Consider the following 14,085-nt stretch of genomic DNA (forward strand, 5'->3'; position numbering starts at 1 on the left):
CGCCGCACACCGGCTCCTACACCCTTACGCTTATCTCTTCTTCGCCCACCCCCCCCCCCCCGGGGGGGGCCCCCGCGCGCGGCCCCCCCCCCCACGCCGTCAGAACTGCAGGCTCCACGCGTCGATGTAGCCGGTGTCCACGCTGGCGACGTCCTGCACCTTGAGTTTCCAGGTGCCTTCCGCCGTCCTCGCCGACGCGTCGACCGTGTAGGTGGTGATCACGTTGTCCGCCGAGTCGTTGCTCGATGCCTTGAGACGGAACGAGGTGCCGTCCGGCGCGACCAGGTCGACGACGAGGTCACCGCGGTAGCTGTGCTTGATGTCCACGTTGACCTTCAGCGCCGACGGGGCCTTGCCCGCGACACCGGAGACCGTGACCGGGGAGGTGACCGCCGCACCGTTGTCCGGGATGGCGACGTCCGCGGTGTTCTCGAACTTCCCGCCCGCCGGCGGCGGTTCGGCGCTGCCGAGGTTGGGCTTGACCACGACCAGGCCCTGCTCGATGCCGTTGACCAGGACGATGCCGCTGGCGAAGTACGGGTAGTTGCTCCACGACCCGTTGAACTTCGCTTCGTCGGCTGCCGGGTAGATGTCGAAGTACCCGGCTTCCGTCAGCTGTGCGGAGGCGACGCCGCTGACGTCCAGGATGCGCAGACCGGCCTGGTAGTTGGACTGGTACGAGTACTTGCCCTTGATGTACTGGTTGTGGTCGATCGCCGTCGCGGGCGAGTTGTAGACGCCCGTGTGGACCGGGTTGGCGAGGCTCGCCAGGTCCCAGATGTAGGTCTTGGTGTGCTTGTCGGTGCCGCGTGACTCGTCGAGCTCGTCGTCGAGCAGGAAGTACCGCTGGTCCTCGGTCAGCCAGCCCTGGTGCGAGTACTGCGCGCCGGAGTAGCCCTTGCGCGCGATCTGGACCGGGTTGGCCTTGTCGGTCACGTCGACGATCGTCAGCGTGTCCTCGTTGGAGTTGAAGCAGATCTCCTTGCCGCGGTAGGCGGCGTCCGGTCCGCGGTAGATCACGCACTGGTTGTCGTGCGTGTAGCCGTCCTGCGAGACGCAGCCCGCGTTCTTGGGCGACTTGGGCGTGCGGATGTCGACCATGTGCGGGCCACCGCTGCACGTGTTGGAGCCGATCGCGTACGCGAACCCGGTCTCCTCGTTGATCGCGATGTTGTGCGCCGGGCCGAACTCCTTGTACAGCGCGTCCGCGGTGAACGTCTGCGGGGTGGTGATGGTCCGCAGGCGGGTCAGGTCGAAGACCTGCATGCCGTGGCCGGTGATGGCGTCCGCGACGATGAACGCGTGGTCCTTGTAGACCTTCATGTCACGCCACGAACTGCTGCCGCCGTTGGACGGCAGGTTGCCCAGGTACTTCGGCGCAGTGGGGGCGCTGACGTCGACGAACGCGGTGCCGTTGGTGCGGCCGACGATCGCGTACTCCTTGCCGGAGGACGGGTCGGTCCAGCCCCAGATGTCGTTGCCGTTGCCACCGCCCATCGCCGACAGCGGCAGGACGCTGAGCAGGTCCACGTTCTTGCAGGGATAGATGTCGGCCTTGCCGTTCACGCACGGCACACCGGCCGCGGCGTTCGTCACCGCGTGCCGCTCGGCCGGCTGGTAGTCGGCCATGAACGCTCTGGCCGCCGCCTGTCCTTCGGGGGTGTCGGGGTCGTGCGCGGACGCGCCCGACATCGTGAGGGCGACCGCCGATGCGGTGAGCACGGCGAGCACCCCCAAGCGCAGGGGTTTCATGAAGTTGGGCTCCTCACGGAAATCCCGGCCGCCGAGGCGGACGGGAGCAGGGTTTCCGATCTTCTGCTGAAGGTAGGAGGAGAGGACGGTTCGTGTGAACCTTCGTTCGTCGGGACTCGGCGTACCAGACGGTTCGTCACGCCTCACGGACGACGCGTTCGACGTGCCCGAGCACCCAGCGTGCGTTACTGACGACTTCGCAGCCTGGCGGCACACAGGGTGAGATAGCGCTGTTCGGGCAGGCTGGCGGTCATTCTCGCCGCGCGCGAGTACGACTCTCCGGCCGCGACGAGGTCTCCTGCTCGTTCGAGCAGGTGCGCCCGGACCGCTTCGAGCCGGTGGCTGTGCGCCATCCGGTCGTCCTCGTCGAGAGTGCCCAGCACGGCGAGCCCGGACCGCGGGCCGTGCACCTCGGCGAAGGCGACCGCGCGGCTGAGGGTCACCACGGGGCCTGGCGCGATCTGGGCGAGCACGTCGTACAGCGCCAGGATCTGCGGCCAGTCCGTGGCCTGCGCGGTGGCGGCCTCGTCGTGCACCGCGGCGATGGCCGCCTGCAGCTGGTACGGCCCCACCGGGCCGGTGCCGAGCGTCCGTTCCACCAGCGCCACGCCTTCGGCGATCATCGCGGTGTCCCAGAGGTCCCGGCGTTGCTCAGCGAGCGGCACGATCGCGCCGGCAGCATCCGCCCGTGCCGCTCGGCGTGCGTCGGTGAGCAGCATCAACGCCAACAGTCCGGCGACCTCGCACTCGCCGGGCAGCAGTCGGTGCAGCACACGGGTCAGCCGGATCGCCTCGCCGGTCAGGTCGGCGCGACCCAGCTCCGGTCCACTGCTGGCGGTGTAGCCCTCGTTGAACATCAGGTAGAGCACGTGCAGCACGACACTCAGGCGTTCCGGCCGTTCCGCTTCCGACGGCAGTGCGAACCGCGCACCGCGGACTCGTTGCTTGGCCCGGCTGATGCGCTGGGCCATCGTGGTCTCGGGCACCAGGAAGGCCGTCGCGATCTCGGCGGTGGTCAGCCCGCCCACGGCGCGCAATGTCAACGCGAGCTGCGAAGGTGGCGACAGAACCGGATGGCAGCACAGGAAGAGCAGCACGAGGGTGTCGTCCTGGTCGGCCACCACCACCGGTTCGAGCGCGCCGGCCGTCGCTTCACGGCGACGCCGGGCGCTCTCGCTGCGCCATCCGTCCACAAGGGACCGGCCCGCGGCGGTCAGCAGCCAGGACCGCGGATTCTCCGGGACGCCTTCGACCGGCCATTGTCGTACGGCATCGGCCAGGGCCTCCTGCACGGCGTCCTCACACGCGTCGAACTGGCCGTGCCTGTGCACGAGCGCGGCGAGGACCTGCGGCGCGAGTCCGCGCAGCAGGCCCTCCAGACGGTGGTTCCGAGTCACAGGTGCATGACCTGACGGACTTCCATCGGGAACTCCGTGTACTCGACCACCCGCGCCGCGACCTCGAGCGCCCGCTCCTCGGTGGCGTCGATGATCCAGTAGCCGGCCAGCGACTCCTTGATCTCCGCGAACGGTCCGTCGGTCGGCACGGTCACGCCGTTCTGGAAGCGCACGGTCTTCGCCTGGCTCGAGTCGATGAGCTTGCTGCTGACCACGAGCTCGCCGGAGTCCCGCAGCTCCTGGTCGAGCTTCATCATGTGCTCCTGCATGCCCGTTATCCAGTCGGGCGTCCGGTTCTCCAGCGTGGCGCCGAGCCCGCCGAACATCATGATCATGTACTTCACGTCGCTCCCTTCACCGGCACCCGGTCCAGGTGCTCGCCAGTAGTCGGAGCGGTCACCCGGTTCTCGACATCCAAGCCCGAAATTGCCACTCCCGCCGTCTGCGGTGGCCAGATGAGCGATCTGCTCGCCCGCACGTGCACTGCCACCGGATGCTCGGGTCGCACGCCGACGCGGACGGGGTGCGCGTCGCGGTGCGGGACCTCGGAAAAGATCGTCGATGCACGCCTCCGGCCGGACCGCCGGGCACGCGAGCCGGGCTCAGCGGTCCTGATCGGCCTGCCGCCACCAGATCCCGGTCGCCACCGCCCCTGCCACACCGGCCAGCAGGACCAGCGTGACGCCCAGCCCGCCAGGCGTGGACTGCTCAGGCCCCGCGAGGCCGCTGAACAACGCCGGCACCGACCACGGGAAGTACTGGCCGTAGCCGAGGGCCGCGACGATCTGCGCGCAGAACACAGCGGAGATCAGCACACCCACACCGGGCAGGTAGCCGCGTCCGGCGCTCGCGGCGAACGCGATCGGCGTCGTGAGCAGCGCGACCATGACCGCGATCCCTCCGATCCGGACCAGCCCGCCCAGCGCTGCTGCCGCCGACCAGCCCGGCAACCCGAGCAGCGCGCCGATCACCAAGCCGAGCAGGAGCAACTGCACCACCAACGCGAGGCACCAGCCCACGACCACGGCGAACTTGGCGGCGACGATCGTGACGCGCGCGGTGGGCAGAGCCAGGAGGTCCTTCGCGGTGTGCTGGCTGAACTCGCGGCCGAACACCCAGATCTCGACGAGCCCGAACACGACCATCCCACCCACCGCGGTGGCCTGGGCCAGGAACGACAGGTAGGTCGGCCAGTCCGCGTCGCCGCCCACCAGCGCGGCCTTGGCGCCGAGCAGGCCGAGGGACCGTGCACGGCCCTGGTCCTGCAGGATGAACATGAACAGGCCGCCGACCAGCGCGACCACGGTGAACGCGAGGGCGGTCACCCACGGCACGCGCGAGCGGCGCGCTTTGAGGAACTCCGTCGCGAGAGCGTTGATCACGGCTGCACCACCCGCAGGAACAGCGTTTCGAGGTCGTCCTGCTCGACCACGAGCCGGTACGGCGGACAACCCGCCGCGACGAGAACGGTCACCACGGCCTCGGGTTCGCCGACCGCGCGGGAATCGGTCAGCACGATGACGTCGCCTTCGGTCCGGACTGGCTGATGTCCCGCGGTGAGCAAGGCTTTCTCGGCGGACTCCCGGTCGCGGACCGACAGGCTCAGCCGCCGCTGCACGTGCTGGGCGAGGTGGTCGGCCGCGAACTCGCGGACGAGCCGGCCCCGGTCGATGATGCCCACGCGGGTGGCGAGCCGCGCGACCTCGGTGAGGATGTGGCTGGACACCAGCACCGTGACGCCGTGCTCACGGCTCAGTTCCAGCACCAGGTCCCGGATCTCCGCGACGCCGGCGGGGTCCAACCCGTTGGCCGGTTCGTCGAGGATCAGCAGTTCCGGCTTGTGCAGCAGTGCTTTCGCCAGACCGAGGCGTTGCGCGTTGCCCAACGACAAGGTGCCCGCGCGTTGCCGCGCATACGGAGTCAGGCGCAGCCGGTCGATGACGTCGTCGACGTGACGGCGGGCGCGCAGTCCGCGCAGGCGTGCGGCGACCGCGAGATTCTCCGCGACGGTGAGCTCCGGGTATGCGGCCGGCGTCTCCACCAGGTAGCCGACTCGCGACCACACGGTGTGCACGCCGGGGCGCAGCGTCGTGCCCAGCACGGTGGCCTCACCGCTGGTGGGACGGACCATGCCCAGCAGCATCCGAATCGTCGTCGTCTTGCCCGCGCCGTTGAGGCCGAGCAACGCGTAGATCTCCCCCGGCGCGATCTCCAGTGACAGATCATCCACCACGGCGATGTCGCCGTAGCGCTTCGTCAGGCGACGCGCGTCGATCGCCGGCGTTGTCACGCCTCGACCTCGACGCAGTGGAACGTCCGCTCGATCTCCGGCACAGACCGCTGTCGCCCGGACGGTGCTCCGTACCGCACGGCGAGCTCCTCCGAGCCGATGGCGGTACCTGCGACAGCGTTGCCCATGGAAGCTCCTCGAAGACGGCGTCATCCACCACGCCGACCAGGCTTCCCGGCACACCTGCAGCGGAGTTTACAACCACCGGCACCGCCGAGTGAATCCCAACTCACGCCAGCACGAAGTAGCGGAGCCACATGTACGGGGCGGCGAGCAGGATCGACAAGCCCGCGACAACGGCGCCGTAGCGGGTGAACTGCCAGAAGCTGATCGGTGTGCCGTTGCGAGCGGCCAGGCCGAGCACGACCACGTTCGCGCTCGCGCCCACCGCGGTGGCGTTGCCGCCGAGATCCGCTCCCAGCGCGAGCGACCACCACATCGACTCCGCCTGCGGCGTGTGGCCCTGCGCTGCCACGAGTTCACCGACGATCGGTGACATCGTTGCGACATAAGGAATGTTGTCCACGACAGCGGACAACAACCCGGAGATGACCAGCAGGCCCATCACCGCCACCAGCGGCTCGCCATCGACCGCGTCCGCTAGGGACTTGGACACCTCGTCGATCACGCCGGTCTTCACCAGGGCGCCGACCATGACGAACAGCCCCATGAAGAAGACCAGTGTCTCCCACTCGACATCGGCGATGGCCTCCTCGGTGGTGACCTTGGAGATCAGCACCAGCAGGCCCGCGCCGAGCAACGCGACCACGGACGGTTCGACGTGCAGCGTGCTGTGCAACACGAAACCGGCGAGAACCAGCGCCAGGACGATCAGGCTTTGCGCGAGCAGCGTCCTGTCGCGGATGGCTTCGCGTTCCGACAGGGCCATCACCTCGGCGACACGGTCCTCGTCGTAGTGGAACGTGTCGCGGAACATCCACCGGCAGACCACCACGAACACGATCATCAGCACCACGATGAATGGGGCGAGGTGGACGAGGAAGTCGTTGAAGGACAGTCCGGCGCGGCTGGCGATGATGATGTTCGGCGGGTCACCGATCAGCGTCGCGGTACCGCCGATGTTCGCGGCGAGCACCTCGGCGATCAGGAACGGGATGGGGTTGAGCCCGAGACGGTCGCACACGAGGAAGGTCACCGGCGCGATCAGCAGCACCGTGGTCACGTTGTCCAACGCGGCCGACGCGACGGCGGTGATGACCACGAACATCGCGAGCACGGTGAACGGTCTGCCCTTGGCGCGTTTGGCGGCGGCGATGGCCAGATACTCGAAGAGGCCGGTCTGTTTGATCACTCCGACGATGATCATCATGCCGAGCAGCAGGAACACGACGTTCCAGTCGACACCGGCGTCGAGCGAGTGGAACGCGGTCTGACCGTTGGTCAGGCCCAGTGCGAGCATGAGCGCCGCGCCACCGAGAGCAGCGGCCACGCGATGCACTCGTTCGGTGGCGATCAGGACGTACGCGCCCACGAAGACGACAACGGACAGGATCTGGCTCGTGCTCACGGCGCCTTCCCGGTCGCGGACAGGATGACCTGCAACAGGTGGGACGTGGTCACCACGCCGTGGATGGTGTCGTTGTCGCTGACGAGCAGGAGCGGACTGTGCAGCCGCGCCATCATCGCGGCGCATTCGATCACCGTGGCGTCACCGGACACCTTGGGCAACTCGTAGCGCTTTTCCTTGGGCGGCAACAGCTCCTTGACCGTGCGTCCTTCGAGCTTGCTGATGCACGCCTGCGCACCGCCCTTCTCGTCGTACACGCGGGCGAGCGACGGATCCTCCTGCACGTAGCCCGGGACGATGAAGCGCAACACCTGCGAACCCGGCAACACGGTCACCGGCCGCCCCTCGGCATCGACCACGACGACGCCAGGCCGGCGCTGCTCGGCGATCAGCTGGGCCGCCGTCAACGCGTCGTCCGTCAGCTGGACCAGTGGGTAATCCTCGGCGAGGTCACGTGCTCGCATGACGTACTCCTTCACAGTGCGCTGGCGCGGCCGCGGTCACAGGCGGCGTTACCATGACATTGCCGTCGAACGTGATCCGCAACGGGCAGGAGCACCGCCCATGTCCGGTCTCGCAGTGGCGTTGCTGCTCATCGGGAGCTTCCTCGCGGCGGCACTGACCGTGCGCGCGATCCAACGGCGCTGACGGGTGCCGACCCTCGACTCGGTGTGCGACGCCATGCGATCTCCTGGTCGTCCTGGTCTCGAAAGACAGCTCCGCCACATCGCCGACCAGGCTTCCCGGCACACCGTGCGAAAGACTAACCCGTGATCGCCCGCAGCGCCGCCAAGGCCACCACACCGGGTCGGAGCGGCCGCGCGAACTCACCCGGCCGCCCCTCGTCCCAGGCGTTCAGCGCTGGGAGACGTACTGCTCGGTGACGGCCGCGACCGGACGAGAACCCCGGGGACAACGTCCTCAGGCGGGACCGCGCACACCCGCCGCGTAGGCGTCCCGGCAACCCGCTCGCAGCAGTTTGCCGCTGGAGCTGCGCGGCAACGTACCCGGCGCGAGCACCGCGACCTCGTCGACCCGCACTCCGTGTCCGCTGTGGACGGTGCGGCGCACCGCGGTCATGATCTCGTTCGCGTCGACCTCGCCGACGACTTCCGCCAGCACGACGACCTGTTCCCGTTGACCGTCTTCGACACCGAGCACGCAACACGCGAGCACGGCCGGATGCGCGGTCTCCGCGGTCGCCTCGAGGTCGTGCGGATGATGGTTGGCGCCCGCGACGATGATCACTTCTTTGGCCCTTCCGGTGACGAACAGCTCGCCGTCCCAGCGGAAGCCCGTGTCACCGGTGCGCAGGAACGTGCCGCGCCTGCCGGGCAGTTCGGCGTGGAAGACCTCGTCTGGACGGTTCCAGTATCCGGTGCCCACGCTCGGGCCCTGCACGAAGATCTCCCCCACCTCGCTCTCCGCGCACTCCCGCAGAGTGCCGGGGTCGGCGATCACGAGCGTGACCGTCGGTGGGACAGGACCGCAGCTGACGAGCCGCCTGCCACCGGGAGGGTCGACAGGCCGGGCGCGCCCCCTGGTCAGGGCATCGCCGTCGCAGCGCAGGATCACCGGCCCCTCCCCCACCTGGGCGCTGGTGACCATGACGGTCGACTCCGCGAGGCCGTAGCCCGGTACGAGCGTGCCCCTGCGCAGGCCCACCGGGGCGAACACCTCGAGAAAACGCTCGAGCGTCCTGGCCCTGACCGGCTCACCACCGATCAGGGCCATCTCCCAGCCGCTCAGGTCGAGCCGTGCCAGCTGGGCCTCGGGTATGCGTCGCACGCACAGGTCGAGCGCGAAGTTCGGCGCGCAGCTGTCGGCCCTGCCCAGCTGCGAGATGAGCCGCAGCCAGCTGACGGGGCTGCGGACGAAGATCCCGGCCGGGAACAGCACCGCCGGCCGCCCCGCGTACAGCGGGTCGAGCACACCGCCGATCAGACCCATGTTGTAGTGCGAGGGCAGCCACGAGACGCTCGGCGGGCGGAGCAGCCCCTCCTCGTCGGACGGGCGGTACAGGTTGTCGTGGATCAGCGCGAGGTTGTGCAGGACGTTGCCGTGGGTCAGGGTCACGCCTTTGGGCTCACCGGTCGATCCGGAGGAGTACTGCAGGTAGGCCGGCGTGTTGATGCCGATGCCGGGCGGCGTCCACCGGTCGGCGAGCGCCGGGTCGGTCTCGTCGACCGCGACGCGCACCAGGCCGGCGAGTGCCGGGGACTCCTCGACCATCGCGAGGCACTTGGCGAAGGTGAGGCCGGTGGACAGCAGCAGTTCGGGAGTGCAGCTCGCGGCGATCGAGGAGATCCGGCTCACCTTCAGGCTCGTCCTGGTGCCGTCGAGCGGCGCGACCGGCACGGCGATCAGCCCGGCGTAGAGGCAGCCGAGGAACGCGACGTGGAAGTCCAGGCCGGGCTCGAAGCACAGCAGCGCTCGGGTGCCGCGGGGCGCGAGCTCACCGAGCCTGGTGGCCAGCGCCCGCGCCCGGCGGTCCAGGTCGTCCAGCGTCAGCGCGTCCCACTCGGTCCGGCCGTCGGCGTAGAAGGAGTACGTGCGCATGTCGGGCTCGGCCGCACTGCGGGCCCGGCACAGGTCGACCAGCGTGGTGAACTTCCGCCGGCCACCCGCGACACCCTTCGGCAGCCGAACTCCGTCGCGGAGCTGCATCACTTGCCTCCCAACATGAGCGAACGACAGGCCGCACGGCGCAGCTTTCCGCTCGTGGTGAGCGGCAGCGCGCCCGGTGACAGCAGTGCCACCCGGCTGAGCACCACTCCGTTCACCGCGTGCACCGCCGTGGAGACGGCGTACCTGATCTCGTCCTGGGACGTGCCTCGGTGCCGGTGGTCCACTTCGACGAACACCACGACGTCCGAGCCGTCCATCACCGCGCACGCCGTCCGCACAGCGGCGTGGCTGTCCGTCGCGGTCTTCTCGACGTCGTACGGGTAGAGCTGGCGGCCGTCGACCTCGAGCAGGTCGGGGATCCGGCAGGTCACGAAGAGCTGGCCCTCGAAGAGGAACCCCAGATTCCCGGTGCGCAGGAACCGGCGGCCATCCACCAGCGCGCCGAAGGTGCGTTCGGTACCGGCCGGGTCGTTCCAGTACCCCGCCCCGATGCTCGGACCGGACACGAGGATCTCGCCGACCTCGCCGGTCCCGAGGGGCGCGCAGGTCTCCGGGTCGGCGATGACCACTTCGAGCGAGGGATCCGGCTCGCCACAACCCACCAAGCTGCGCGCACCAGCGCCACTGGTCGCCCGTTCGACCCTGCCGCGCTCCAGCGCGACCGAGTCGAACGGGCGCACCACCGGCTGCCCCTCGAGCGGACCGCCGCTGATCAGCACGGTCGACTCGGCCATGCCGTAGCTGGGGAAGAACGTCTCGCGGCGGAACCCGCACCGGGCGAAGCGCGCGGCGAACCGGTCGATCGTCGACGCGTACAGCGGCTCGTCGCTGATCGCGGCGATCCGCCAGCGACTCAGGTCGAGTTCGTCCCGCTGGTCGTCGGTGACCCGGCCCAGGCACAGTTCGTACCCCAGGCTCGGCGCGGCCGCGATCTCCGCTCCGTAGCGGGAGATCGCCCGCAGCCAGTTCGCGGGCACCCGTGCGAAGGACTGCGCCGACATCAGCACGGACAGCTGGCCGAGGAAGAGCGGTTGCAGGACGCCGCCGACGAGACCCATGTCGTGGAACACCGGGAGCCACGACACCGTCGGCGCGATGCGCCCGTAGTCCTCGTCCGGCCGGGAGCCGCCCCGGACGATGAGCTCGAGGTTGTGCAGCACGCCCGCGTGGGTGAGCACGACGCCCTTGGGCCTGCCCGTCGTGCCGGAGGTGTACTGCAGGTAGGCGATCTCGTGCTGTTCGTCCGTGACGCACCACTCGGATCCACCCTCGGTCACGGTGTCGGTGGCGAGCGGAGTGACGGGCTGGTGACCGAGGACCGCCTGCAGTCCGGCCAACGTGTCCTTTGTGGACAGAAGTAGCTCAGGTCCGCAGTCGTCGGCGATGGCCGTCAACCGAGTGTGCCGCGCGTCCCCCGACGCCCTGCGCACCGGCGGTGCCGGCACCGCGATGATGCCGCAGTACAGGCACCCCAGGAAGGCCGCCACGAACTCCAGCCCGGGCGGATGACACAGCAGTGCGCGAGATCCCGGCCGCGCGAGCGACCGCAGTCGCGCGGCGATCGCGCGCGCCCGGAGATCCAGTTCCGCGTAGGTGAGCGTGGCCGACTCCACGACGCCGCTCTCCAGGAACACGAACGCGCGTTCCTCGCCTCTGAGTGCCACCTGCCTGCGACACAGTTCCGCCAGGTTCGCCACGCCGGCCGCCGTTTCCGCTGACACCGCGCATCAACTCCCGTCTCCGGAGATTTCCCTTGCGGTGCGGACGTTACGGAGCGTCGGCGGTGTTGTGATCAGTCGCGAGACGGAGGCCGGAATCAGTCCCGCGACCGCTGCCGCCGGGGCAGTCGCGGTGTTCTGCTCGACGCATGCCTCATGAACACACGTTCCTCGACTTCGCCCTGTCCCATGCTTCGTTGCCTCCGCTGCCGCGGGAAGAGGAGGAAGTCGTGATCACCGGCCTCGGCATGACGACCCCTCAGGGCGGTGACGTCGTGTCCACTTGGGACGCATTACTCGCGGGTACCTCCGGCGTGCGCGTGCTCGACGCTCCGTGGGCTGCCGACCTGCCGGTGCGGCTCGGCGCTCCGGTGCTCGAGGATCCCGGGTCGTTGCTCGACCGCGTGGCGCGCCGCCGGATGGACCGCTGTCAGCAGCTCGCCGTCGTCGCGGCGCGGCAGGCGTGGGCGGACGCGGGAGCGCCGGAGGTGGAGGCCGAACGACTGGCGGTGGTGTTCGGCACCGGGCTGGGTGGTGGTGGCACGCTGGTCGAGCAGTACGACCGGTGTCAGGAGCTCGGGCCCAGCCGCGTCTCGCCGTTCACCGTCACGATGCTGATGCCGAACGGCCCGGCTGCCGCCGTGAGCATGGATCTCGGTGCGCGAGGTGGTGCGCACGCCCCTACGAGCGCGTGCGCCTCCGGTGCGGAGGCCATCGCGCTCGGCGCCGCGCTGCTGCGCCGCGGGCTCGCGGACGTCGTCGTCGCCGGTGGCACCGAAGCGTGCCTCGGCAGACTGTCGATCGCGGCGTTCGCCAGGATGGGAGCGTTGTCCCGCAGGCACGACGACCCCGGGGCCGCGTCGCGTCCGTTCGACGCGAGTCGCGACGGGTTCGTCATGGCCGAGGGCGCGGGCGCGCTCGTGCTGGAGCGGGCCTCGTTCGCCCGCGCACGGGCCGCCCGCGTCGCCGCCCGGCTCGCCGGCGTGGGCATGACTTCCGACGCCCACGACATGACCGCGCCCTCACCAGACGGCCAGATCCGCGCCATCCGGCAGGCGTTGCGGTCGGCTGCGCTGAGCCCGTACGACGTCACGCACGTCAACGCGCACGCACCGGGCACCCAGGTCGGCGACCGCGTCGAGGCCGCCGCCGTCCTGGAGGCCCTGGGCCCGCACGCGCTGGTCACCGCGACCAAGTCCGTGACCGGTCACCTCATCGGCGGGGCGGGTGCGGTCGAGGCGATCTTCACCGTGCTGGCCGTGCGCGACGGTGTCATCCCGCCGACGCGCAACCTCGACGACCAGGACTCCGACGTGAAGCTGGAGATCGTCGCGGACCGGCCGCGGCATGCGCGGGTCGGCGCGGCGATCTCCAACTCGTTCGGCTTCGGCGGGCACAACGTCGTGCTCGCGTTCACCCGGTCCGGGTGAGCAGTCCCAGCCGCTGGGCGAGCAGTGCCGCGTGCATCCGGTTGGGCTGGCCGAGTTTCGCGAGGATGTGCGAGACGTGGGACTTCACCGTGGCGCAGGTCAAATAGAGCTCCCTGGCGATCTCGTCGTTGCTGCGGCCACGGGCCATCCTGACCAGAACCTGACGTTCGCGATCGCTGAGCAGCCTCAGCCCGCGGTCCGCCTCCTCGGGCGGAGGCAGGATCTCGAACCGGTCCAGCAGGCGTCCCGCCACCTCGGCGCCGAGGTGGGCGTGACCCCGTGCCACGGCACGCACCGCGGCCACGAGTTCCTCGCGGCTCGCGCGCTTCAGTAGGAGCCCTCTCGCGCCGTCGGTGAGCACCCGGTGGAGCTGCTCGTCCGTGCACTCGCCGACCAGCGCGATGACGCCACCCGTGACACACGTCCTCAAGCGCGCCAGGTCGGCGACGTCCGCGGTGAGCACCACCGAGGGCTGATGTCGTCGTGCGAGGAGCAGGCCATCGGCAGCACGACCGGCCTCACCCACCACGACGACGTCCGCCGCTTCCTCGAGGGTGTGGCGAAACCCCTTGCGCACCAGGACTTCATCGTCGATCAACAACACGGAGACAGGCATCAGTGCCCCATCCCCAGCCCGCCGTCGACCGGGATCACGGCGCCCGTCACGTACCGCGCCGAGTCGCCGGCCAGCCACACGACCGCGGCCGCGACCTCCGAGGGTTCGGCGAAGCGCCGCAACGGAATCGACTCCCGGTACTGCTTGCCGTACTGCTCGGGCAGCGCGGCGGTCATGTCGGTGTCGACGTACCCCGGCGCGACGACGTTCGAGGTCACACCGCGGCTGCCCAGTTCGCGGGCGAGCGAGCGGGCGAGCCCGATCAGCCCCGCCTTGCTCGCGGCGTAGTTCGTCAGACCGGCGCTGCCGTACATCGCGACCACCGAGGAGATGAAGATCATCCGGCCGTTCCGGGCACGGGCCATCGGCGTGGCCGCCCGCTGGGCACAACGCCACGCCCCGGTCAGGTTCGTGTCCAGCACCGAGGTGAACCTCTCCTCGGTCATGCGGGTGATGAGAGTGCTGTCGGTGATCCCGGCGTTGGCCACGAGCACGTCCACCGGTCCCAGTTCGGACTCGACCGCGGTGAACGCCGCGTCCACCTGCTCGCTGTCGGTCACGTCGCACTTCACCGCGAACGCCCCCGCCGGGCAGTCACCGCCGCGGTGCGTCACGGCCACCTTCGCACTGTCGGACAGGAACGCCTCGGCGATCGACCGGCCGATCCCCCGGTTACCTCCGGTCACCAGCACCGTGCGCGTCATGACGTGCTCCTTTCGGTTCATC

The 14,085-nt window shown here is 69.7% G+C and carries 13 protein-coding genes; 1 reads left to right on the forward strand and 12 read right to left on the reverse strand.

Translation table 11 applies throughout. From position 1 onward, the window contains the following. Positions 1-99 precede the first annotated feature (99 nt). From ABZ345_RS05330 to ABZ345_RS05375, 10 genes are all read right to left on the reverse strand, one after another. Positions 100-1,752 (reverse strand): choice-of-anchor B family protein, encoded by a 1,653-nt coding sequence (locus ABZ345_RS05330; RefSeq protein WP_359843193.1) that lies wholly within the window; start codon positions 1,750-1,752, stop codon positions 100-102. Between the two features lie 185 nt (positions 1,753-1,937). Continuing rightward, positions 1,938-3,149, reverse strand: coding sequence for a DUF6596 domain-containing protein (locus ABZ345_RS05335; protein WP_359843195.1), 1,212 nt, complete (start codon positions 3,147-3,149; stop codon positions 1,938-1,940). Continuing rightward, the gene (locus ABZ345_RS05340; RefSeq protein ID WP_359843846.1) at positions 3,146-3,484 is read right to left on the reverse strand and encodes a YciI family protein; all 339 of its coding nucleotides are present in this window, start codon (positions 3,482-3,484) and stop codon (positions 3,146-3,148) included. Before ABZ345_RS05340 ends, ABZ345_RS05335 begins: the two co-directional genes overlap by 4 nt. 267 nt (positions 3,485-3,751) lie before the next feature. Next, positions 3,752-4,531 (reverse strand): ABC transporter permease, encoded by a 780-nt coding sequence (locus ABZ345_RS05345; RefSeq protein WP_359843197.1) that lies wholly within the window; start codon positions 4,529-4,531, stop codon positions 3,752-3,754. Further along, positions 4,528-5,439 (reverse strand): ABC transporter ATP-binding protein, encoded by a 912-nt coding sequence (locus ABZ345_RS05350; protein WP_359843199.1) that lies wholly within the window; start codon positions 5,437-5,439, stop codon positions 4,528-4,530. Before ABZ345_RS05350 ends, ABZ345_RS05345 begins: the two co-directional genes overlap by 4 nt. Next, complete coding sequence (locus ABZ345_RS05355) at positions 5,436-5,567, reverse strand: hypothetical protein (protein ID WP_359843201.1); 132 nt, start codon at positions 5,565-5,567, stop codon at positions 5,436-5,438. The genes ABZ345_RS05350 and ABZ345_RS05355 overlap by 4 nt, the downstream gene beginning before the upstream one ends. A 101-nt stretch (positions 5,568-5,668) precedes the next feature. After that, complete coding sequence (locus ABZ345_RS05360; protein WP_359843203.1) at positions 5,669-6,967, reverse strand: ArsB/NhaD family transporter; 1,299 nt, start codon at positions 6,965-6,967, stop codon at positions 5,669-5,671. Then, positions 6,964-7,431 carry a CBS domain-containing protein gene (locus ABZ345_RS05365; protein WP_359843205.1) on the reverse strand — a complete coding sequence of 156 codons (468 nt, stop codon included), beginning with the start codon at positions 7,429-7,431 and terminating at the stop codon, positions 6,964-6,966. Before ABZ345_RS05365 ends, ABZ345_RS05360 begins: the two co-directional genes overlap by 4 nt. A gap of 457 nt (positions 7,432-7,888) precedes the next feature. Continuing rightward, positions 7,889-9,634, reverse strand: a complete 1,746-nt coding sequence (locus tag ABZ345_RS05370) for a fatty acyl-AMP ligase (protein ID WP_359843206.1) — start codon at positions 9,632-9,634, stop codon at positions 7,889-7,891. Then, on the reverse strand, positions 9,634-11,316 hold the full coding sequence (locus ABZ345_RS05375; protein ID WP_359843208.1) for a fatty acyl-AMP ligase: 1,683 nt from the start codon (positions 11,314-11,316) through the stop codon (positions 9,634-9,636). The genes ABZ345_RS05370 and ABZ345_RS05375 overlap by 1 nt, the downstream gene beginning before the upstream one ends. A gap of 146 nt (positions 11,317-11,462) precedes the next feature. Between ABZ345_RS05375 and ABZ345_RS05380 the strand changes: the two genes are divergently transcribed. Continuing rightward, positions 11,463-12,743 carry a beta-ketoacyl-[acyl-carrier-protein] synthase family protein gene (locus ABZ345_RS05380; protein ID WP_359843210.1) on the forward strand — a complete coding sequence of 427 codons (1,281 nt, stop codon included), beginning with the start codon at positions 11,463-11,465 and terminating at the stop codon, positions 12,741-12,743. Here the strand turns inward: ABZ345_RS05380 and ABZ345_RS05385 are convergent. Continuing rightward, positions 12,727-13,359, reverse strand: a complete 633-nt coding sequence (locus ABZ345_RS05385; protein WP_359843212.1) for a response regulator transcription factor — start codon at positions 13,357-13,359, stop codon at positions 12,727-12,729. The genes ABZ345_RS05380 and ABZ345_RS05385 overlap by 17 nt on opposite strands. After that, positions 13,359-14,063 carry a 3-oxoacyl-ACP reductase FabG gene (gene fabG / locus ABZ345_RS05390; RefSeq protein WP_359843214.1) on the reverse strand — a complete coding sequence of 235 codons (705 nt, stop codon included), beginning with the start codon at positions 14,061-14,063 and terminating at the stop codon, positions 13,359-13,361. The genes ABZ345_RS05385 and fabG overlap by 1 nt, the downstream gene beginning before the upstream one ends. Between the last annotated feature and the right edge of the window lie 22 nt (positions 14,064-14,085).

The sequence above is a fragment of the Lentzea sp. NPDC005914 genome (genome assembly GCF_040629405.1).
In the GTDB taxonomy this organism is placed as follows: Bacteria; Actinomycetota; Actinomycetes; order Mycobacteriales; family Pseudonocardiaceae; genus Lentzea.

Excerpts from the sequence above, each read along its gene's own strand:
- ABZ345_RS05330 (WP_359843193.1), bottom strand. The coding sequence starts at position 1,752 with ATGAAACCCCTGCGCTTGGGGGTGCTCGCCGTGCTCACCGCATCGGCG.
- ABZ345_RS05340 (WP_359843846.1), bottom strand. The coding sequence starts at position 3,484 with ATGATCATGATGTTCGGCGGGCTCGGCGCCACGCTGGAGAACCGGACG.
- ABZ345_RS05355 (WP_359843201.1), bottom strand. The coding sequence starts at position 5,567 with ATGGGCAACGCTGTCGCAGGTACCGCCATCGGCTCGGAGGAGCTCGCC.
- ABZ345_RS05365 (WP_359843205.1), bottom strand. The coding sequence starts at position 7,431 with ATGCGAGCACGTGACCTCGCCGAGGATTACCCACTGGTCCAGCTGACG.
- ABZ345_RS05370 (WP_359843206.1), bottom strand. The coding sequence starts at position 9,634 with ATGCAGCTCCGCGACGGAGTTCGGCTGCCGAAGGGTGTCGCGGGTGGC.
- ABZ345_RS05380 (WP_359843210.1), top strand. The coding sequence starts at position 11,463 with ATGCCTCATGAACACACGTTCCTCGACTTCGCCCTGTCCCATGCTTCG.
- ABZ345_RS05385 (WP_359843212.1), bottom strand. The coding sequence starts at position 13,359 with ATGCCTGTCTCCGTGTTGTTGATCGACGATGAAGTCCTGGTGCGCAAG.
- fabG (WP_359843214.1), bottom strand. The coding sequence starts at position 14,063 with ATGACGCGCACGGTGCTGGTGACCGGAGGTAACCGGGGGATCGGCCGG.